The 20,513-nt window shown below is 60.9% G+C and carries 17 protein-coding genes; 3 read left to right on the top strand and 14 right to left on the bottom strand.

Annotated features, from left to right (window positions below; all coding sequences use genetic code 11):
• Positions 1-30: 30 nt before the first annotated feature.
• Positions 31-1,164 (bottom strand): efflux RND transporter periplasmic adaptor subunit, encoded by a 1,134-nt coding sequence (locus DVJ77_RS09165; RefSeq protein WP_114845165.1) that lies wholly within the window; start codon positions 1,162-1,164, stop codon positions 31-33.
• A 292-nt stretch (positions 1,165-1,456) separates the two neighbouring features.
• Entirely contained in the window at positions 1,457-1,912 is a 456-nt protein-coding gene (locus tag DVJ77_RS09160) for a MarR family winged helix-turn-helix transcriptional regulator (protein ID WP_114845164.1), read from the bottom strand.
• A gap of 171 nt (positions 1,913-2,083) precedes the next feature.
• Between DVJ77_RS09160 and DVJ77_RS09155 the strand changes: the two genes are divergently transcribed.
• Entirely contained in the window at positions 2,084-2,611 is a 528-nt protein-coding gene (locus DVJ77_RS09155) for an O-acetyl-ADP-ribose deacetylase (protein WP_114845320.1), read from the top strand.
• Between the two features lie 6 nt (positions 2,612-2,617).
• On the opposite strand, the gene DVJ77_RS09150 is transcribed toward DVJ77_RS09155, so the two are convergent.
• The 11 genes from DVJ77_RS09150 to DVJ77_RS09100 form a co-directional block, all read right to left on the bottom strand.
• The gene (locus tag DVJ77_RS09150; protein WP_114845163.1) at positions 2,618-4,324 is read right to left on the bottom strand and encodes a BatD family protein; all 1,707 of its coding nucleotides are present in this window, start codon (positions 4,322-4,324) and stop codon (positions 2,618-2,620) included.
• A complete protein-coding gene (locus DVJ77_RS09145) occupies positions 4,324-6,282 on the bottom strand; it encodes a VWA domain-containing protein (RefSeq protein WP_114845162.1) in 1,959 nt (652 codons plus the stop codon). The genes DVJ77_RS09150 and DVJ77_RS09145 overlap by 1 nt, the downstream gene beginning before the upstream one ends.
• Complete coding sequence (locus tag DVJ77_RS09140) at positions 6,279-7,307, bottom strand: VWA domain-containing protein (protein ID WP_114845161.1); 1,029 nt, start codon at positions 7,305-7,307, stop codon at positions 6,279-6,281. Before DVJ77_RS09140 ends, DVJ77_RS09145 begins: the two co-directional genes overlap by 4 nt.
• On the bottom strand, positions 7,300-7,854 hold the full coding sequence (locus tag DVJ77_RS09135) for a DUF4381 family protein (protein WP_114845160.1): 555 nt from the start codon (positions 7,852-7,854) through the stop codon (positions 7,300-7,302). Before DVJ77_RS09135 ends, DVJ77_RS09140 begins: the two co-directional genes overlap by 8 nt.
• Positions 7,851-8,807, bottom strand: a complete 957-nt coding sequence (locus tag DVJ77_RS09130) for a DUF58 domain-containing protein (RefSeq protein WP_114845159.1) — start codon at positions 8,805-8,807, stop codon at positions 7,851-7,853. The genes DVJ77_RS09135 and DVJ77_RS09130 overlap by 4 nt, the downstream gene beginning before the upstream one ends.
• A gap of 20 nt (positions 8,808-8,827) precedes the next feature.
• Positions 8,828-9,823, bottom strand: a complete 996-nt coding sequence (locus DVJ77_RS09125; protein WP_114845158.1) for an AAA family ATPase — start codon at positions 9,821-9,823, stop codon at positions 8,828-8,830.
• Positions 9,824-9,954: 131 nt separating this feature from the next.
• The gene (locus DVJ77_RS09120; RefSeq protein ID WP_114845319.1) at positions 9,955-12,207 is read right to left on the bottom strand and encodes a type IV pilus secretin PilQ; all 2,253 of its coding nucleotides are present in this window, start codon (positions 12,205-12,207) and stop codon (positions 9,955-9,957) included.
• Between the two features lie 55 nt (positions 12,208-12,262).
• The gene (locus DVJ77_RS09115; RefSeq protein WP_114845157.1) at positions 12,263-12,817 is read right to left on the bottom strand and encodes a pilus assembly protein PilP; all 555 of its coding nucleotides are present in this window, start codon (positions 12,815-12,817) and stop codon (positions 12,263-12,265) included.
• The gene (locus tag DVJ77_RS09110) at positions 12,814-13,509 is read right to left on the bottom strand and encodes a type IV pilus inner membrane component PilO (RefSeq protein ID WP_114845156.1); all 696 of its coding nucleotides are present in this window, start codon (positions 13,507-13,509) and stop codon (positions 12,814-12,816) included. The genes DVJ77_RS09115 and DVJ77_RS09110 overlap by 4 nt, the downstream gene beginning before the upstream one ends.
• Positions 13,506-14,315 carry a PilN domain-containing protein gene (locus DVJ77_RS09105; RefSeq protein WP_114845155.1) on the bottom strand — a complete coding sequence of 270 codons (810 nt, stop codon included), beginning with the start codon at positions 14,313-14,315 and terminating at the stop codon, positions 13,506-13,508. Before DVJ77_RS09105 ends, DVJ77_RS09110 begins: the two co-directional genes overlap by 4 nt.
• Entirely contained in the window at positions 14,315-15,373 is a 1,059-nt protein-coding gene (locus DVJ77_RS09100) for a pilus assembly protein PilM (RefSeq protein ID WP_114845154.1), read from the bottom strand. The genes DVJ77_RS09105 and DVJ77_RS09100 overlap by 1 nt, the downstream gene beginning before the upstream one ends.
• A 316-nt stretch (positions 15,374-15,689) precedes the next feature.
• Between DVJ77_RS09100 and DVJ77_RS09095 the strand changes: the two genes are divergently transcribed.
• Both DVJ77_RS09095 and DVJ77_RS09090 read left to right on the top strand, forming a co-directional pair.
• Positions 15,690-18,215, top strand: coding sequence for a penicillin-binding protein 1A (locus DVJ77_RS09095; RefSeq protein WP_114845153.1), 2,526 nt, complete (start codon positions 15,690-15,692; stop codon positions 18,213-18,215).
• A 256-nt stretch (positions 18,216-18,471) separates the two neighbouring features.
• The gene (locus DVJ77_RS09090) at positions 18,472-19,143 is read left to right on the top strand and encodes a hypothetical protein (RefSeq protein ID WP_114845152.1); all 672 of its coding nucleotides are present in this window, start codon (positions 18,472-18,474) and stop codon (positions 19,141-19,143) included.
• A gap of 74 nt (positions 19,144-19,217) precedes the next feature.
• On the opposite strand, the gene DVJ77_RS09085 is transcribed toward DVJ77_RS09090, so the two are convergent.
• Entirely contained in the window at positions 19,218-20,513 is a 1,296-nt protein-coding gene (locus DVJ77_RS09085; protein ID WP_114845151.1) for a citrate synthase, read from the bottom strand.

Genomic DNA, 20,513 nt, shown 5'->3' with positions numbered 1-20,513 from the left:
TGAAAGATATCGCCCGATCATCTTCATCGCTCAGCCGTTACCCGTAACGATGCGCACGTGGGTGCCCTCGACCAACAACATCTGGCCGTCGGTAACTACGCTCTCGCCGCCGTTCAGGCCTTTCTCGATCACGACTTGCGCACCGCTGCTGGGCCCCGCACTGACGAATCGCTGCTGCACGGCGCCATCGCCGCCGACGACAAAAACAAAACTGCCCTTGGGCGAGTTCTGCAGTGCCACCACCGGCACGGTCACCACATTGGCGAGGCGGGTCGTGGGCAACACCACTTCAACGAACTGACCGGGGGTCAGACGGTCATCGTCGTTGTCGTAACGGGCCTTGATCTGAATCGTGCCGGTGGTTGTATCCACCGCATTGTTGATGAAGTCCACCGCCGCCTGAAGTGGCGCTGTCGTCGTACCCGGAACCCTCGCCGTTACGGGCACCGTGCCGCGAGCGGCCGCAGCCTTGACGCCCGCCAGACTGGTTTCAGGAATGGCAAAGGTGATGTGGATGGGACGTATCTGATTTAGCACCACGATCGTGGTGGCATTGGCCACAATCTGTGCCCCCGGATAAACCAGCGGCGCACCCGCGACACTCTCGAACGGCGCCTGGATCTGGGCGTAACTCAATTGTGTGCGGGCCAGTTCCACCGTGGCTTTATCGGCCTTTACCGACGCCTCATAGACCCCGACATTGGCCTTATAGGTGTCGTAATCCGATTGCGACACATAGCCTTTCGGCAGCAACGGGGCATATCGTTTCAGCACTGCTTGCGCATTGATAAGTTGCGCTTCGTCCTTGGCCAGGCTGCCCAGCGCGCCGCTTAGTTGAGCCTGCAGCAAACTGGGGTCGATGCGGATAATCGTCGCGCCCTGATTGACATGACTGCCAGGGGTAAACAACAACGACTGCAATTGACCGCTGACCCGCGCTTGTACGTTGACCGTGGAGAAAGCCTCGGCCCGCCCGATCACTTTCAGTGACAGATCCAGATCGCCACGCTGTGCATTAGCCACCTTTACCGGTACAGACTGTACGACTGGAACAGCATGAGTCGCCGAAGCATGCTTGCCCGCACGAAAATATTGAACGGCTATAGCGAATGCCGCGAGTACAACGATAACGGCGACAAGTTTTTTCCAGGACATGCGCTGCATGGGTTCTCCGGCCATAGGTAGCAGGCGCAGCGGCGCCAGGTAGGACGTTAACTCTAGGGAGTGCTATCGCCAGAGGTGAATCATAGGTTTCGCATGACTGACGCCATGGGGTAAAAAATGACGACGTGAAGCTTATAACGATAGGCCATCGTTAGATATTGCAAAGAAGGCATTGATAACCAAATCAGCGTCCGGCGTCAGCGCACCTTCATTAACTCGATTTAATATTTCCATCGTCACCGCTTGCATGCTTGGCGGTACAGACGGCTTTATCGCTGACGTCGGCTGCCGCTTAAGTTTCGCTTGGCGTGGGCTGCTCCAGCGCCAGCAGGTTCTCCTTGATCCGCCCCATCACATCCATGACCTGCTCCATTTCGGCACGCTCGATACCGCGCGTAGCATCCTTGCGCAGGCCATGCGCGATCACCTCCATATCGGCAACGATGGCGCGAGCCTGCTCAGTCGCATACAACTGCCATGCGCGGCGATCTTTGGGGTCCGGGCGGCGTTCGACGAAACCGGCAGCCTGCAAGCGATCGATGACCCGCCCCACGGCGATCGCCTCCATTTCCAGAAACTCCGCAAGCTCGGTCTGACGTAACCCTTCGCGGTAGCAAAGCATCTTGGTCGCGCGCCATTGCGCACGAGTCAAGCCGAACTTCACCGCACGCCGATCGAAATGCTTGCGAAACAGCAAGGTCACATCATTAAGTAAGTAGCCGAAAGATATGTCTTCAGTCTTTTTCATGGCTATCGCAGCTCCATCACCGCCGTGATGCAGATGCCGCCGGACCCTGTGCCATCACGTTTCATGTGGAGTTCGCCGTATGATTCGAAGGGTGGAGAGTGCGCGATGGCTTGAAGCTGCGCAAGCTCAAGCGCGGCACATTTCACCCCTGACTGCGCGATCGGGATGTTTATGTCCATTGAAGTCATCATCGCCGATATCACCCGCCAGGCCGACGACGCTATCGTCAATGCGGCCAATCCCAGCCTGCTGGGCGGTGGCGGCGTAGACGGGGCCATCCATCGCGTCGCCGGCCCCGGCCTGCTCGAAGCCTGCCGAGCGCTGCCCGAAATAGCGCCAGGCGTGCGCTGCCCCACCGGCGAAGCGCGTCTAACCGCCGGCTTCGACCTGCCCGCTCGTTACGTGATTCATACCGTCGGCCCCGTCTGGCATGGCGGGGGACATGGCGAGGCGGAGCTGTTGTCCTCTTGCTACCGCCATGGCATACGGCTAGCGCTAGCGCATGAGATCCGTTCGATCGCCTTTCCAGCGATTAGCTGTGGTGTCTATGGCTATCCGCCTGAACGTGCAGCCCGAGTGGCCTTAACCAGTTTGTACGAGGCATTACGCAATCACCCCGATATACAGGTGCGCATCTGTTGTTTCGACGCGCACATGGCTGAGATATGGCGCGGCGAGAATGCCCTCCTCTTGTCATAGGAAGGCTTATGGCTTCGTTGTGCTGAACGGATACAGCGGCGGCAATAGTGATGTTGCCGCCGCACCGACGTCACGCCAAACGAAACCGTCGCGAAACGCCGTCGCCAACCGCTCACCCACACCGGACTCAGTGCTGCCCGCGTAGTGTTTTCGCTGCAAGGCGGCAATCGCCGCTTGTTGCGGCTCCGACCCCAATGCCGCCGCCAGCTCTCCAAGATTCTGCAAAGCCGGTCGCTCTGCTCGCGCCCAGGCCAACAGGCTACGTGCCTGTGCGGCCGAGTCGTCGCCACGAGCGGCGGCGAGAAAGGTGGCGCGCAGACGCCGTGGCGTCTGCGCCACGTCAACTGCCACGACTTCCGCAAGCGCCCTGCGCCGACGCCAGCCAAGCCAGCCGAGCAGACTCAACAACCACAGAGCAAGACTACCGAACGCGATCCCGCGCCACGGCCATGTGTTGGGCGCCGTCATCGGGGTCGTGGGTACGGTCGCCGTATGGTCCGCGCCCGGTGGCGCCTGCACGGCGGCGCCGGCTGCTGGCAGTACGGTAAAACTGCGAGCTGGAAGACGCGCAACTTCGGCCCGATCCGTTTGCACATTCCACCAGGTCAACGTGATCTCGGGGATGGTCAACGTGCCGGGTCGATTCGGCACCACCGCGAAACTCTGCTGATAGCGACCGACCAGCCAAGGTGCTTCCTGACGCGTACCCGTCAGCTTTTTCCCTGGGTACACCGTGGCTCCGTCCAACGTCGGCAGGCTGAGTGGAGGCAGTGCCTCGTAGGGCAGGCCGGTAGCTTCAAGATTCATGCTCAAGTTAAGCGGTTCGCCGACACGCAGCTCGCCTCCCGCCGGTAGCCCCTCCAGGGCCAGGTGCAGTTGATGCGCCGGCAACCACGTGATGCCGCTGGCCGCCGCCGGTATCGAACGCACCTCGATCGACACCGGCGATGAGGCGACCGAGATCGGCTTTGGATTGCCAAAGAATGCATCGGGATTGGACATATCCATTGCTTCGCCCTGAAACAACATAGGGGGAATCTCAAGATGTCCTGGCTTTTGCGGAATCAACGCATAGTGTTGCTCGACCACGCTATAGCGCCGGCCGTTACGCTCGGTTTGATAGTCGACCTCGTCGCCGACACGGGACAGGCCCACCCCATCGAGCTTCGGCTCGATCAACGATCCGCCGTTCAAATTCACGGCGAAGTACATCCGTACGATGTACTGCAGTTGCTGCCCTACATATCCGCTTGCAGGGTCGACAGATGCTTCCATGAAGGCGTCTTCGGGCCCTTTTGAATCGCTCCCTTTTGAATCAGGCCCTTTTGAATCGGCCCCCCGCGCGCCCACGGCAACCACTTCAAGCTGCAGCGGCTGCGTGATACCACCGGCAAAGTTGAGCGACGGAATCTGCAGCATGCCGACTCGTTTGGGTCGCAAGGCTACGCCATAGGTCAGCTCGGCCGTGCTGCTGCCATTGACGATACGCAGGCTGCTACTGCTTGAGCTTCCGAGCACGATAAAGTCCTGCGCCAGCGCACTCAGATCCGGCCGATTCGCGCTGCCACCGCCCTGCAAGCGCAGATTAAGCGTCACCGTTTCGCCCAATGACACACGGCTACGATCCAGCGTGGCCTGCACCTCGACCGCCGTGGCCGCCAACGGCGATAACAGCAGCAGCATTAACACAACGGTAAAAACACGACGCCACATCACGGTTGCTCATCCCCTGTGGCGGCCGCGTGGCGCTGCCGGTACTCAAGTACGAATTTACGCCGCAACAGCGCCCCTGGATCGTCGGGCACACGCTGCATGGCCCGACGCACATCGGCCGGAAGCTTCGCCTGCGGATCATCGGTGGCGACGGCGCCAAGCTCATGGCTGACTGGCCGCTCGCCAGGTTTCGGGGCGCCCCGTACGCCAACACCCGGTGCATTCTCCGGCGCTTTCTTATCTTGTTCGGCCAGCTTCTGATCCATTTGTTTTTGCAAAGCCTGGCGCGCCTGCTCGGCCCGCGCCTGCTGCTCGGCCTGTTCCTGTGCAGTGCGCGATTTGGCCCCGGCATCCCCTTCCAGCGTCTGGCTTTGCTTACTGTCTTTACCTTGCGTGGATTGATCCGCGGCACTGGATGCCTGCCCTTGACCATCCTGCGATGAATTCTGTTGTTGACCTGACTTTGACTCGGATGAGTCCGTACCCGGCTTCGATGCAGACGATGCCCCCTTATTTTCGCCGGACGAGGGCTTGGGCTCCGACTTGCCTTGTTTCTGCTGATCCTGCTTTTGCTGTTCTTGCTGCTTGCGCAACCAATCCGCCACGGCCTGACGGTTAGTCTTGGCATCGGCGTCGGCGGGATCGCTCTTGAGCGCTTGATCGTAGGCGGCAAGAGCTTGCGTGTACTGCCCCTGCTTGGCCAGCGCATTGCCGAGGTTGTACTGCGCATCCGCACCCGACGCCTGCTTGAGCGCAGATGCGGCAGCGGCGTAGTCACCAGCACGATAAGCGGCGGCACCGCGTAACGCAGGATCGCGAGCGAGTTGCTGCGCCTGTTGCGATTTGCCGTCATGTAAGGCGCGGGCGGCCTGCTGATCGGGGCGTTGCCATAGATCGGTCCAGCTACTCGCATACGCCTGATTGGGTAGCAGCGGCAATAGCAGCAGCGGTAGCAGTAACAGCCAACCACGACGAAAAGCCAAAGCAGCCAGCGGCAGCAGCGGCAGCAGCAGCCATGGACCACGATCCTGCCACGCGTCGCCTTGCTGCCCACTTGCCAGCGTTGGCGCATGCTCTACGCGCAATTGGGCGTGCAGGGTGTCGACATCGCGGCGATCGTCGCTCATCGCGACATAGCGACCGCCGCCAGCGCCGGCGAGCGCAGCGAGTGCCGCATCATCACGCTTGGCCATCTCCAGGCCGCCTTCGGCATTTCGCAAAAAGCCACCATCACCCAGCGGTACCGCACCACCTTGAGGCGTGCCCACCCCAAGCACCGATACATCGATACCTGCTGCGCGTGCCTTGCTCGCCGCTGCCTGTGCGGCGGTGCCGGCTTGGTCGGTAATCAGGATGATCGACCCGCCACCCACCTTGGCATTGCGGATTAAAGCTACGCCGCGATCAATCGCCTGCGCTGCGTTATTGCCATCCACCGGCATGGTATCGGGTGCCAGGGCACTGAGCAGATCGCTCAAGCTATTGGCATCGGTGGTCAATGGCGCGACCACAAAGGCTTCATCGGCGTAGGCAATCAGCGCATTGAGTCCATCATGATTGGCGGCGAACAGATCACGCACTTTGTAGCGTGCCCGATCGAGCCGACTCGGCGTGATATCGCGCGCCAACATCTGTTGCGATAGCGAGAGTGCGACGACTTGCGCCGCGCGGTTCGCATACAACGGTTGCGCGCTGCGACTCCAGGTTGGGCCAGCCAGTGCCAGCAGACACAGGCAGCCGCTCAAGGCGATCAAGGTCAGCGGCACATGACGACGATTGGCACGACCTTGCAACAAATGAGGCAGCAGTTCGGCATCGACCAGACGCGATAAAGCCTGTTGCGCCGGACTGCGCCGTACGGCCAACACCAGCAGTAACGGCAAAGCCAACAGACCGAGCAACCACTGCGGTTGCAAGAAGTGAAATTGCCGCAGCGCCTCGCTGAGTGCCTGGCTCATTCGACCACTCCTGCGCGGCGGCGCGGCATGCGCCGCATCGTCGGCGAAAGCAGTAGCGACAGCAGCAGCAAAAACATGCCCGCGAGTAGCGGCCAACGAAACAGCTCATGCCGCGGCCGCAGTGCTGGCCCTTGCTGCACGATCGGCTCCAACGCATCAACGGCGCGATACGCGCCCGCCAGCTCGTTGGTATCGGTGGCCCGAAAATAACGGCCACCGGTTTGTTCGGCCAGCGAGCGCAGCATGCCCTCATCCAGATCGGCCGATGGATTCACTATTTCGCTACCGAACAGGTCGGCCACCCGCATCGCGGTAGCACCGATGCCGATCGTATAGATGCGCACGCCTGCCGCCTTCGCCGCCTGCGCCGCATCCAGCGGTGAGATGTTACCGGCGTTGTTGACACCGTCGGTCAGCAGCACCAACACGCGTGCCTGTTCCGGTAACGCGGACAAACGTTTCGCGGCCACGGCGATAGCGTCGCCAATCGCCGTTTCGGTGCCGGCCAGGCCCACCACCGCGCCCTTCAGTTGCGCTTGCACCGCAGACAAATCGTAAGTCAGTGGCGTCACCAGAAATGCGCGGCTACCAAACAGGATCAGTCCCAGCTCGTCGCCACTACGCCGCGTGATGAAGTCGCCGGCAATCGCCTCGACCGCACCGAACCGACTGACCGAATGCCCGGCCAGCCGCATATCTTCCGTTTCCATGCTGCCGGACAAATCGACCGCCAGCATCAAGGCACGTCCACTGCGCTGCTGCGCCTGCGGCGGCCCCACCCATTGCGGGCGTGCCGCCGCGAGCAGCAGGCAGATCCACGCCAGTACCAATACCAGCGCGACATGTCGCGATGTTCGCGTGGTTACTGCCGCTAAACGCAATCCCGGATGCGGCAAATGCAATGCCTGCCCTGGCGATGCTGGCCGCACCCAGCGCCATAGCAGCCAGGGTAGTGGCAACAAGAGTGCCACCCATGGCCAGGCGAACTCAGGCCAGACGTAGGCGGATCGGATGTAATCAAACATGTTCCGGTTCCGTCACGGACGACTTGATAGACGATCTATCGCGCGCCGGTTTGCGCGAGTGGCGCAAAGCACCTGTCAGCCATTGTCGAGTCGCGGCGATTACAGCCGCTTGATCGAATGACACCTGTGGCCGATACATCGTCGCCTCCAGCGTCATCAATCGATCCAGCGTCGCGGCATCCACCGGTACCACGGCGAGCGTCTGCCGCCATGCCGCACCGTATGTCTGCGTAGCGCCGGGATCGTACTGGCGTGCGACACGGCGCAGCAACTGATGCAAACCCGCCGCAAGCGCAGCGGCATCATCGGCATGACGAGCCGCAAGGGTATCGACCTCGGCACCAACCATGGCGTACTGCGCGCGTCGCTGGCGCCACTTTCGCAACTGCCATGCCACGACAGCCAAGAGCAGCAGCAACAAGACCGCCAGCACCCACCAGCCTGGTGCGGGCGGCCACCAGGCCGGCTCGGGCGGCAAGTGAATATCGCGCAAGACAGGGCCGACCGTAGTTGGCGCGACGGGCGTGTTCGCAGCGGGCAAACTCATCGTGCCGTCCTGTTCGGACCAAGCAATGCGGTGACCGCATCCAATGGGTCGGCTGCGGTATCGATGCTGCGGCAAGACAGACCCAGGCCCTGCGCCAGGCTATTCAAGCGCGCCTGGCCCGCGCCGAGGCTGCGCTGAAACTCGCTACGTTGCCGCTCGGCCTGCAATACCACTTCGCGCCGTTCGCCATCATGCTCCAGCGGGTAACTACCTGCTGGAGCCCACGCCAGCTCCAGTGCGTCGGCGACAATCAATACGCTGATACGAGCATGCCGTGACAGGTCGAGCAGCCGCCCTTTCACATCCCCTTTAGCCGCGGGCTCGTCGCAGCTAAGACCGTCGCTTATCAGCAACACGCGACTGGCGCCGTGCAATACACGGCGCGCGCGCGTAAGCGCCTCGGACAACGGCTCATCACGCCCTTGCACAGGTGCAGCATCCCATTCGGCCAAGGCACCGCAAACTGCCAGTGCGCCGCGTGCACCTGCCTGGGGCCGTAGCAGCCGCTCACGGTTACCCTGGCCTTGTTGGCCAAACGCCATCACACCGACTCGCTCGCCCGCGCGCACGGCGTACCATGCTGCCGTGGCTGCGGCCCGCGCCGCCTGTACCGACTTGAAACGCACCCGTGTGCCGAAATGCATGCTGGCATGCGTGTCGAGCAGGATCAGCAAGCGCCCTTCGCGCTCCTCCTGGAATAATTTGGTGTGCAGCTTGCCGCTACGCGCCGTGAGTCGCCAATCGAGCCGACGCACATCGTCGCCGGGTTGGTAAGCGCGCGACTCGGCATAGTCCATGCCTCGGCCGTATAGACGGCTGGATTGCTGACCATATCGTGCCGCATGACTTTCTATCGCCGGCACCGCCGCCTTTACCACCCGTGCGCGCTGTGCGATCAACTCGGCCAGCGAGACGTGCACGCGGCCGTCACCATCGACTCGATGCGGCTTCACTAGATTAGGCCCGGCCGTACTCACGGCAGCGGCACGAGATCCAGCAACCGGGCGATCACCTGATCGCTGCGCACGCCCTCCGCCTCGGCCTCGTAGCTGAGCAGGATTCGATGGCGCAGCACTTCATGTGCAATCGCGTGAACATCCTCGGGCAGTACGAAGTCGCGGCCGGCCAGCCACGCATGTGCACGAGAGCAGCGGTCCAGCGCGATAGTGGCGCGCGGGCTGGCGCCCCAGGCAATCCAGCGTTTCAGTTCCGGTCCGTAATGGCCGGCGTCACGCGATGCCAATACCAATTGAGTCAGGTACTCCTCCAACGCCGGCGCCATATGCACCGACAATACCGCCTCACGGGCGGCGAACACCTCAGCCTGACTCAATGTTGCTTGCGACGCTGCTTGCGGATGCAGGCTACGGCGTGCCTGTTCGCGCGCCAGCCGAAGAATCGCCAACTCCGATACGGCGTCGGGATAGCCGATGGTCACGTGCATCATAAAGCGATCGAGCTGCGCCTCAGGCAACGCAAAAGTGCCTTCTTGTTCGATCGGATTTTGCGTGGCCATCACCATGAATAACTCGGGCAACCGCCAGGTGCTGCGCCCAACGGTAATCTGCCGCTCGCCCATGGCTTCCAGCAACGCCGATTGCACTTTGGCCGGAGCACGGTTGATCTCGTCGGCCAGCACGATGTTGTGAAACAGCGGACCGCGTTCAAACTCGAAACTGCCGCTCTGCGGACGGAATACATCGGTGCCGGTGAGATCGGCCGGCAGCAGATCCGGGGTGAACTGTACGCGGTGAAAATCCGCCTCGATGCATGCTGCGAGCGCCTTGACCGCCGTGGTCTTGGCCAGGCCCGGCGCTCCCTCGACCAGCAAGTGCCCGTCCGCCAGCAGCGCCACCAATAGGCAATCGATCAAATGCGGCTGACCGATGATGCTGCGCTGCATATCGTCGCGCAACTGTGCGAAAGCCTGTTGCAGGCGATTCGTCGACTCGGCCTCGGGCATATCCATTCACGTTTCCATTGCGTTGCTTGCGGCGTCAGACCGCAGCTCTGCACGGAAGTTTAGCGGGTGTAGCGTGACTCGATCGATGAAATGCAAAAGGCGGCCGAAGCCGCCTTTTGCCGAGACCGTTATGTCCCTTACTGCAAGTTTTCGCTGAGGATGCGTGGTGTCACGAAGATCAGCAATTCAGCCTTGTCGTTCTTGCGCGAGGTATTGCGGAACAACACGCCCAGACCCGGAATATCGCCTAGACCCGGTACTTTGGAGGTCGAGTTGTTCTTGGTGATCTCGTAAATGCCACCGAGTACAACTGTCTGACCGTTATCCACCAGCACCGAGGTGTTGATCTCACGGGTATCGATCTGCGGCACCTTGCCATTGGGCGTATCGACGAAGGCAGCCAGCGCATCTTTCTTGACGTTGATCGCCAGATAGACCCGATTATCCGCTGTGATCGTCGGCGTTACCTTCAGCTCCAGCACGGCATCTTTGAACTGCACCGATGCAGTGCCGCCGGATGAGCCACCGGCCGTTGGGCCACCGGTATTTTGATAGGTCACATAGCCGATTTCCTGACCTTGACGGATGACGGCTTCTTGCTGGTTGGCAGTAATAACGCGCGGGCTGGAAATCACTTCGCCACGGCCTTCGGTTTGCGCTGCCGACAACTCAAGATCCACCAGATAGTTCCTGCCGAGGATCGCCAGACCCAACTGACCGGCGGGGTTTGTCACTGGCAAGTTAACGTTGTAGCCGCCAGGAAAAGTGACTGAGCCGGGCCGTGGCGGATTGCCCTGCTGACCGCCGCGGAGCCAGTCGTTGTAATCCTGGGCGTATTTGACCTGGGAGTTATGCTGGCTTATGGCGAGCGAACTGGCATCGGCTCCACCCGGAGTCGTGCCGATCACGTTGCCGCTGTTGGTGGTATGCGTAGCCTGCACACCCCATCGCACACCGAGATCGCGGGTAAAAGAATCGGTAGCGATGACGATGCGCGACTCGATCAAGACCTGCTGTACCGGCTTGTCCAGCACTGCGATCAGGTCGCGCAGCTCCTTGAGCTTTTGCGGACTGTCGTTGATGAGCAGGGTATTGGTGCGATCGTCAAAGGAAACACTGCCGCGCGAAGAAAGGAAGCCGCGGTTGGCGCCGCCGGTGGCACCACCACTACCGCCACCGCCAGCCGAACTCTGGGCGCCCTGAGTCAGCAGCTTGGCAATGTCTTTGGCCTTGCCATAGCTGATCGGCACATAGTCGGTAACCAGTTCGGCACTGTCCTCGGCCTTGATACGCGCAGTCGCAATGTTTTCTTCGTACTTGGCCAGCTCTTCCTGCGGCGCAATCCAGATCACATTGCCGTTGCGACGCTTGTCCAGGCTCTTGGCACGCAGCACGACGTCGAGCGCCTGATCCCACGGCACATTGACTAGACGCAAGGTGACACTGCCACCGACGGTATCCGACGCAACCAGGTTGAGCCCGGAAATGTCGGCCAGCAACTGCAGCGCCGAGCGAACGGGAATGTCCTGGAAGTTGAAGGTGACGCGGCTGCCGTTATAGGCCGGGTCCTGGCCCTTGGCCAGCTTGCCATCGGCCCCAGCCTTGGGATCTTTCTTTTTCGGGGCTACTTCGACCACGTACTGATCGGCGGTCTGGTAGGCCGACGTGTCGACGTTACCCTTGATCGCGATTTCCATACGGGCACCGCCGCCGGCGCCTGCCTTGGTGCTGATCGACTGTACCGGCGTGGCGAAGTCGAGCACGTCCAGACGCTGGGCGAGATTAGCGGGCAGGTTCGCATGGGTGACGTTGACGACCAGCTTGTCGCCTTCACGGCGCATATCGGCGTTGGCGCCGGCACCATTGAAGCCGATCAGCACGCGGCCTTCGCCGTTCGGGCCGCGGCGGAAGTCGACACCGGATATGGCCGGGCCGTTCGACGCGGAGGGCAATGCCTTGGATGGGTCAATCGTCGCAGCGGTGGTAACGGTCTGCGCCTCGGAACCATTGTTAACGGTCAGCACCAGACTATTGCCGTCGATGCGTGAGCGATAAGACGACTCGCGCATCAATTCGACCACGACTCGTGTACGACCGCCGGCGGACACCGTCGATACACCGGTGGTCGCGCCCTGGCCGATGTCGAGATGGCGTGCCACGGCGTTGTCGGTATCGACGAAATCGACGGCGATGCGCGGCGGATTGCCGGTGCTGAAAATTTTCGGCTCCGGTACCGGGCCGGTGAAATTCAGATGCAACTCGACCCGGCCTCCCGGCAACGCGTCATAGTGGATCTCTTTCAATGTATTGGCAGCCGCCGCCGCGGTATCCGCCCAAGCGGTACCGACAAGCAGCAGGCCTACAGCCAGGCAACGACTCGCACGGCGCATCACAGCATCCCGAACAGGTTTGATTTGGTTGGTCATAGCATCAGCCCCTGAATCTCTATTTCTCGCCAAGCGCGATGCTGGCCGAACGTTCCATCCAGCCACCATTACCGTTGGAAACCAGTTCTGCCACGTCGATATGGTCATCGCCGATGGCGGTGACACGACCGTAGTTCTGGCCCATGAATTCATTACGATGGACACGGTGGATCACTCCACCCGGATCCTTGATAAGCACTTCGGTTGACGCCCCGACACCAACCGTGCCGACCATCTTCAAGCTATCGAGCGCGAACATTTCCAGCGGCTGCTTGGCCCGGTTTTCGTCTGGCCGCGGACCGGCATTGCTACCGTTAGGCTGCAGCTCGGTGGTGCTGGGGCTAAACGGATCGCGCCGGCCCTGATCGTTGTATTGGAAGGTTTCGAAGGTCTTGATGACCGGCAACGGCTGAATCGGCACGCCTTTCTTGGCTTTTTCTTGCGCAACCCAGTCGCGCAAGTCCGCCTGACCGCTACAACCGCCGAGTATCAACGCAGCACTTAAGACCAGGCATGCACGCGCCACATACGTGTTTGAACGGGGCATGGACTTGGTGGCAGTTAACTTGTTCATTTCTGCCCTCCCGTCTTCGCTGCAGCACCTGGCTTGTTGCCTGCGGCCGAATTAGCCGCGGATTTCGCGTCGGTACTCTCGTCGTCTTCCAGATATCGATAGGTTTTGACCGTACCTTGCAATACCAACTGACCGCCGCTGACCGCCTCGCCTTTCACCGGAGCGTTTTTCGGCGTCAACGACACATCGTGCAAAGTCAGGATCACCACCCGCGGCAGCGAAGCCACGCCGCTGATGAAGGTACCGAACTGGTGGTAGGTGCCTACCATGCGCAAAGTGATCGGCTTCTCGGCGTAAAAGTCTTTGGGTACCTCGGGGCCCGGCTGGAACAGCTCGGTCTCCAGGCCCGCCGACAACGCGGTTTGCGAAACGTCGACCAGCAGCTCGGGCATCTCGGTTTTACTGGGTAGCTGACGCAATAGCTGCCGCAGCATGTCTTGCATCTCATCGAGTTGCTGCTGCAACGCTTCGAGATTGACCGCCTTGGCCTGCTTCTGCGTGAACTCCTGCTTGAGCTGAGCTTCCTTGTTGGCCGCCTGCTCAAGGGTGTCCTGCTGATTGCTAATGTATGAATACCAGCCGATGAAGGCGATCACACCGAATACCAGCACGGTGAAGAAAATCTTGATCGACTTCGGCCAGCCGCCGATGTTGTTACGGTCGAGGTTGCGCAGATCGTCAAAGAACTTCATGGCTTGGCCCCTCCCGATGCAGCGGCAGGCGTGGGCTTGACCACCGTGGTTGCAACGGCCGGCTTGGGCGCAGTCGCCGGGGCGGCCGTTACCGGAGCGGCGGTCGCTGGAGCTGCAGTCGCTGGAGATGAAGTGGCCGTTTTTGCCGCCGTAACCGGCGCCTGACGTGCCGCCGCAGAACTGGCGGTTGCGGGCGGGGTCGCCGCCGAGGCAGCCGCTGCCGGCATGATCGGGGCATGATCCGGATCAACCGTCTCGTCCGATTTCGGTCGGCTCAACGCCACATCCAAGCCAAAGGTGTACGGCATGCGTGAGTCGCCATGCGTGTTTTCGGTTTTGCGCAGGTCGGCATGACCCATCCACTGCGAAGCTTCGATATTGCGCATGTATTCGGCCACGCTGGCGTTGGATTGCGCCACGCCATCGAGCGTCATCGAATCACCGCTTTGCTTGAGCCCAGCCAAACGTCCACTGGAAGGTATGGTCTTTACCAGCTCGTCGAACAAATGGACCATCTGCGAGCGATTCGCCTGCAACTGTTCGATGATCTGCTTGCGCGCCAGCAACCGCTCGCGCACCTTCTCCAGATCCTTGATCTTGACGATACGATCGTCCAGCAATTTGATTTCGGTCTGTAGATAGGAGTTACGGCCGTTCTGGGTCTCGATGCGCTCGCCCATCCAGAGAGCCCAGATCAGCAAGAACGCCAAGGCCGCCACCAGGGCCGCCACAAGCTGCATGTAGAACTCGCGTTCGCGCTGCTTACGCCGTTCCGCACGCCAGGGAAGTAGATTGATTTGTGCCATCAGTCGAAGCTCCTCAGCGCGAGGCCGACGGCAATCATCAGTGACGGTGCGTCCTGAGCCAGCGACTGGGCTTGCACTCGCGGCGACAACGTCATGCGCGCCAATGGATTGGCCACCATGCAAGACACGCCGAGCTGGGTCTCAAGCATCGGGCCAAGACCCTCGATCGACGCGCAGCCACCGGCCAACACCACTTGATCGACCTTGCTGTATTCACTGCCGGCATAGAAGAACTGCAACAAACGGCCGATCTGCTGAACCAGCGACTCTTTGAACGGCTCCAGCGCTTCGCTTTCATACGAATCAGGCAGGCCGCCCTTGCGCTTGGCGCGCGCGGCTTCCTCATAAGAGAGGCCGTAGCGGCGCATGATTTCGTCGGTAAGCTGCTTGCCGCCGAAGATCTGCTCGCGCGAGTAAATCGTGCGTTGATTGCGCAGCACCGACAGCGTGGTCATGGTGGCGCCAATGTCCACCACCGCCACCAGCGCGTCGCGGCTCACATTGAGCTGGTCGGCGATCATCGCGAAGGCGTTCTCCATCGCGAAGGCCTCGACGTCGATGACCTTGGCGCTGAGTCCGCCCAGATCGAGCGCGGCAACGCGCATGTCGACGTTCTCGGTACGGGATGCGGCGAGCAGCACGTTATTCATCTCGGGGTTGTCGCGCACTGGGCCGAGCACCGCGAAATCGAGACTTACTTCGTCGATCGGATAGGGAATGTACTGATTCGCCTCGACCTGAATTTGACCTTCAAGATCGTCTTCGGCCAATTCGCTCGACATCGGAATGATGCGAGTGATAACCGCCGAACCAGCCACCGCAGCCGCGGCGTGCTTGTATTTGGAACCGGACCGCGCCAATGCACGTCGGATCGCCTCGCCCACCGCCTCGACTTCGACGATGTTCTTCTCGACCACGGCATTAGGGGGCAGTGGCTCGACCGCGTAATGTTCTACGCGATAGCGTCCGCCGGCCTGACTGAGCTGCAGCAGCTTAACTGCGGTCGAACTGATGTCGACCCCAATAAGCGCTGGCTTCTTGGGTGTAAAAAGCCCCACGATTTTCCCCCTTACCCCTTGACGCCTGCACCTTGTCTGGTGAGTACGCCGTGGCATTAGATCCAAAAATTAACGTATTGGCAACGGCCTACAAGAACTTTCTCGACTCAATCACGTGACGGCATGCACACTTGGACCAATCAGATCCCTGGCACCTTTTTTGCGGCCCGCCCCTTAGCCAAAAGCCCGCCTATGTCCCCAGCGAGCTTCGGGGACACGGGCGGGCTCGGTAAGCTGCCAGCCTTCGCTGATGTTGTAGATACTGCAACATCTATACTCTGTCGTGTTTTGACTCAGGTCTCGCAAAAACCACATCATGCGAATTTTCACGCGTTTGTTGCGCTGGGCGCTGATCCTGGCTTTCACTGGTCTGCTGCTGTGTATCGCTGCCATCGGTGTCGCTTACTGGCTGATCTCGCCGCGTCTTCCCTCGGTAGCCGTCCTCAAGGACTACCACATGCAGGTGCCGCTTCGCGTACTCAGCGCAGACGGCAAGCTGATCGCCAGTTTCGGCGAAACGCGACGCATTCCGGTGGCTATCGCCGACGTACCGGAGCGGCTCAAGCACGCCGTACTCTCGGCCGAGGACTCCGATTTCTATAACCACCCGGGCGTGGACTGGCATGGCATTGCGCGCGCCGGCATCCATGTCGTCCGCTCCGGCGGCGATAAAGGCCCTGGCGGCTCGACCATTACCCAGCAGGTGGCGCGCAACTTCTTTCTTAGCCCGGAGAAGCTCTATTCGCGCAAACTCACTGAAATCTTCATCGCGCTGCGGATGGAGAATGAGCTGAGCAAGGATCAGATCCTTGAGCTTTATCTCAATAAGATGTTTCTCGGCCATCGCTCTTACGGTGTGGCCGCGGCCGCGGCTTACTACTACGGCAAAACGCTAGATCAGCTCAGCATTGCCGAAAGCGCGATGCTGGCATCGACCTTTCAGCTACCCTCGGCGGTCAATCCGCTGAACAACCCCGCGCGGGCACTCGGACGCCGCAACTGGGTGCTGGGCCAGATGCTGGAGAACCGCTACATCAGCAAGGCCGAGCACGACCAGGCGGTGACCGAACCGAACAACGCCTATCCGCACGAGCCGCAGATCGAGGTCGATGCGCCCTATTTGGCCGAAATGGTGCGCCTGCAGGCGCTGGACAGACTCGGCAACGACGCGCTCACCGAGGGCTACATTGTAAAAACCACCGTGCAGAGTGGCCGCCAACAGGCTTCCGTTGATGCGTTGCGCGCCGGCCTGATCGAGTACGACCATCGGCATGGCTGGCGTGGCCCGGAAGCTCACCAGGAGCTGGCCGACACTGCCGGCAAGGAAGATTACGAGCGCGTGCTTTCGAGCTATATCGACATTTCAGGCATGCAGCCGGGCATCGTTACTGCGATATCGGGCGATGAAGCCACGGTCTATCTGAGCAATCGCGAAAGTGTGCGGCTTGGCCTGGACGGCATGAGCTGGGCGCGCCCGTATATCAGCGATACCCGCATAGGCGCCGCGCCGAAGAATGTGGCCAGCGTGCTCAAGCGCGGCGACATTGTGCGCTTATCGCGCAATGACAAGGGCGAATGGCAGCTCACCCAGATTCCCGCCGTGCAAGGCGCCGTGGCATCGATCAACCCCGAGGACGGCTCGATTCAGGCACTCGCCGGCGGCTTCAACTTCGTGCGCAGCAAGTTCAACCGGGCCGTGATGGCGGCCCGTCAGCCCGGCTCCAGCTTCAAACCTTTCGTCTATTCGGCAGCCTTCGATCGCGGTTTTACGCCAGCCTCGATCGTCAATGACGCACCGATCGCGCTACCGGACCCCTCGCGCCCGGATGGCTTGTGGACACCGTCCAACGACGATGACAAGTTCGATGGCCCGATCCGCTTGCGCGAAGCCCTGGTGAAGTCGAAAAACCTGGTTTCGGTACGCCTGCTCGATGCGATTGGCGTGCGCTACGCCCGCGATTACATCACCCGCTTCGGCTTTACGCTTGACTCGCTGCCAGGCAACTTGTCGATGGCGCTGGGTACCGCATCGGTCTCACCGATGAGTATGGCCCGCGGCTATGCCGTCTTCGCCAACGGCGGCTATCTGGTCACGCCGTATTTCATCAGCTCGATCAGTGACCGTAGCGGCAAGCCGGTGTATGTCGCCAATCCGGCGCGCGCCTGCCGCACTTGCCAGGAGCGCCTGCTCGACAACCGCCCCCCGGGCCCGCCGCCGGCCAACGCCGCGAGTACAGCAACGGTCGCCAGTGCGGGTTCGAGCGCAACGCCTGCCACCACCGGCAGTGCGGCGATCGGTGACACCGTGCTGCCCGCCGATGCCCATGACGCCGGCGCCCATACGCCGGTGCTTGCTCCGCTGGTGATCGATGTGCGCAACGATTATCTGGTCACCTCGCTGATGCAGGACGTCATCAAGCGCGGCACCGGCGCGGCCGCAAAAGCACTGGGCCGTGATGACCTTGCGGGCAAGACAGGCTCGACCAACGATCATCGCGATGCCTGGTTCGTCGGCTTCAACGGCGATCTGGCTACGGCCGTATGGGTGGGTTTTGACGATTTCTCGTCGCTGGGCCGGGGCGAGTTCGGCGCCAAGGCTGCACTGCCGATCTGGATGGACTACATGGGCGCAGTGTTGAAGGACGCCCCCTCCGCCGCCTTGCCGATGCCGCCAGGCATCAGTACCGTGCAAATCAACCGCTCCAGCGGCCTGCCTTCGAGCGCCGGCGATCCCAACGGTATGCCCGAGATGTTCAAGGTGGAGGACGTAGATCGCTTGCGCGAACAGGCCGCACAACAACACGATGACCCGGAACAGCAACACGCTTACGATATTTTCTAACTGAAACGTACCGAAACGTAGGTTGGGGTGAGCCGAGCGAACCCCAACGTCGCGCCCCACTAAACTCTCGCCTCCCTACAACACAACCGGGTACCCAATTCGTTACCGCGTCATCCCAATACCAAAACGTTACCGCTTTACCGTGTTGGGGTTCGCTGCGCTCACCCCAACCTACCCGCCCTCACCCTTTTGCACGGGAATGGGAGACGGTATTTACACTGACGCGCAGGCTCACTCTTTGAGGGGGATCACCGTCATGGCGCGAGGCGAACACCATCGCATCCACGCACAGGACCGGGTACAGCGCAATCGCTTGCGCGTCGCTCAAGAAGCGGCACGATTGATGAGCGAACACGGTATCCGCGATTTCCACCACGCCAAACTCAAAGCCGCTGAGCGGCTCGGCATTCACGACACGCAAGCGTTGCCACGCAATGACGAAATCGAACAGGCCATACGCGAGCATCAGCGCCTGTTTCATCCTGACAGCCAACCACAATTACTGCGCGAACGACGCGAGGCCGCGGTTGAAGCCATGCGCTTTCTACGTGCCTACGAACCGCGACTGGTCGGCACCGTACTCGATGGCACCGCCGACGCGCATTCGGCCGTTTGCCTGCATGTCTTCAGCGACGACCCCGATGCGGTAAGCCTGTTCTTGCATGAGCATGGCGTACCGGTAGAGATGCAGACACGCCGTTTACGCACCAGCCGCGACGAACAAACCGAGTATCCGGTACTGCTGTTTGCCGCTGACACGCTGCCATTTGACCTTACGGTGCTGCCGCGCGATGCCTTGCGCCAGGCCCCACTGGATCGCATCGACGAAAAACCGATGCGCCGCGCCTCACTCTCCATGGTCGAGACCTTGCTGGCCGAAGACGAGATTGACGATTTCGAAAGCAAGCTGGCTACGGCCCTACGCTGACCAAACAAAAACGCCCCGGCTTTGAACCGGGGCGTTTGTTATCACAGGTACAAGCCTCAGCGTTTACTGGGGCCTTAGCGCTTGTCCGAAGACATGTAATTGCGCACATCGGAGCCGGTGTAGATCTGGCGCGGACGGCCAATGCGTGCACCTGGGGTTTCGTGTTGCTCGATCCAATGCGCGATCCAGCCGGCGGTACGGGCAATGGCGAACATCACGGTGAACATCTCGGTCGGGATACCCAGCGCCTTGTAGATGATGCCGGAGTAGAAATCGACGTTCGGGTACAGCTTGCGCTCGACGAAATAGTCGTCCTTTAGCGCCGCCTCCTCCAACTTCATCGCCACATCGAGCAACGGGTCGTTGACGCCCAGCTCGTTCAGCACCTTATGGCACATCTCGCGGATGATCTTTGCGCGCGGATCGAAGTTCTTGTAGACACGATGACCAAAGCCCATCAGACGGAAGCTGTCGTTCTTGTCTTTGGCGCGATTGACCGCGGTTTCCACCTTGTCGGCCGTGCCGATCTCTTGTAGCTGCTTAAGCACGGCCTCGTTGGCGCCACCATGTGCCGGACCCCAAAGCGCAGTGATGCCGGCAGCAATCGAGGCGTACGGATTGGCACCCGTGGAACCCACCAGACGCACTGTGGAAGTCGATGCGTTCTGCTCGTGATCGGCATGCAGGATGAACAGCAGATCCAGTGCCTTCGCCGCTACCGGGCTAAGCGCCAACGGTTCGCTCGGCACCTCGAACATCATGTGCAGGAAGCGATCGACGTATTCGAGATTGTTGCGCGGATAGCGCAGCGGCCAGCCGATCGAATAGCGATAGCAGGCCGCGGCAATGGTCGGCATCTTGGCGATCAGGCGAATCGCCGCGAGCTTGCGGTCTTCCGGGTCATCGACATTCAAATCGTCGTGGTAGAACGCCGACAGCGAAGCGACCGAGGCGGCCAGCATGGCCATCGGGTGCGCGTCGTGATGGAAGCCCTGGAAAAAGTTCTTCTGCGACTCATGCATCATCGTGTGATGCGTAATCTGGTGATCGAAGCTGTCGAACTGAGCCTTGTTCGGCAGTTCGCCATTGAGCAGCAGGTAGGCCACTTCAAGGAAGTTGGATTTCTCGGCCAGTTGCTCGATCGGGTAGCCACGGTACAGCAGCACACCTTCGTCGCCGTCGATATAAGTGATCGCACTCTTGGTGCTGGCGGTACTGCCGTAGCCTGGGTCGTAGGTGAAGTGGCCGGTGTCTTTGTACAGCGTACCTATGTCGATACACGCCGGGCCGAGCGTGCCACTGAGCAGGGGCAACTCGCTGCTGCGTTGGCTCGACTCATCCACCAGCTTGACGATTTTGGAATCAGACAC

The sequence above is a fragment of the Dyella tabacisoli genome (assembly GCF_003350925.1).
In the GTDB taxonomy this organism is placed as follows: Bacteria; Pseudomonadota; Gammaproteobacteria; order Xanthomonadales; family Rhodanobacteraceae; genus Dyella_C; species Dyella_C tabacisoli.
The sequence above is the reverse complement of the archived record's forward strand: the minus strand, read 5'-3'. Positions and strand labels throughout refer to the sequence as shown.

Bases quoted from the DNA above. Each gene is read 5' to 3' on its own strand.
- DVJ77_RS09165 (WP_114845165.1), bottom strand. From the start codon at position 1,164: ATGCAGCGCATGTCCTGGAAAAAACTTGTCGCCGTTATCGTTGTACTC.
- DVJ77_RS09160 (WP_114845164.1), bottom strand. From the start codon at position 1,912: ATGAAAAAGACTGAAGACATATCTTTCGGCTACTTACTTAATGATGTG.
- DVJ77_RS09155 (WP_114845320.1), top strand. From the start codon at position 2,084: ATGTCCATTGAAGTCATCATCGCCGATATCACCCGCCAGGCCGACGAC.
- DVJ77_RS09150 (WP_114845163.1), bottom strand. From the start codon at position 4,324: ATGTGGCGTCGTGTTTTTACCGTTGTGTTAATGCTGCTGCTGTTATCG.
- DVJ77_RS09145 (WP_114845162.1), bottom strand. From the start codon at position 6,282: ATGAGCCAGGCACTCAGCGAGGCGCTGCGGCAATTTCACTTCTTGCAA.
- DVJ77_RS09140 (WP_114845161.1), bottom strand. From the start codon at position 7,307: ATGTTTGATTACATCCGATCCGCCTACGTCTGGCCTGAGTTCGCCTGG.
- DVJ77_RS09135 (WP_114845160.1), bottom strand. From the start codon at position 7,854: ATGAGTTTGCCCGCTGCGAACACGCCCGTCGCGCCAACTACGGTCGGC.
- DVJ77_RS09125 (WP_114845158.1), bottom strand. From the start codon at position 9,823: ATGGATATGCCCGAGGCCGAGTCGACGAATCGCCTGCAACAGGCTTTC.
- DVJ77_RS09120 (WP_114845319.1), bottom strand. From the start codon at position 12,207: ATGCGCCGTGCGAGTCGTTGCCTGGCTGTAGGCCTGCTGCTTGTCGGT.
- DVJ77_RS09115 (WP_114845157.1), bottom strand. From the start codon at position 12,817: ATGAACAAGTTAACTGCCACCAAGTCCATGCCCCGTTCAAACACGTAT.
- DVJ77_RS09110 (WP_114845156.1), bottom strand. From the start codon at position 13,509: ATGAAGTTCTTTGACGATCTGCGCAACCTCGACCGTAACAACATCGGC.
- DVJ77_RS09105 (WP_114845155.1), bottom strand. From the start codon at position 14,315: ATGGCACAAATCAATCTACTTCCCTGGCGTGCGGAACGGCGTAAGCAG.
- DVJ77_RS09095 (WP_114845153.1), top strand. From the start codon at position 15,690: ATGCGAATTTTCACGCGTTTGTTGCGCTGGGCGCTGATCCTGGCTTTC.
- DVJ77_RS09090 (WP_114845152.1), top strand. From the start codon at position 18,472: ATGGCGCGAGGCGAACACCATCGCATCCACGCACAGGACCGGGTACAG.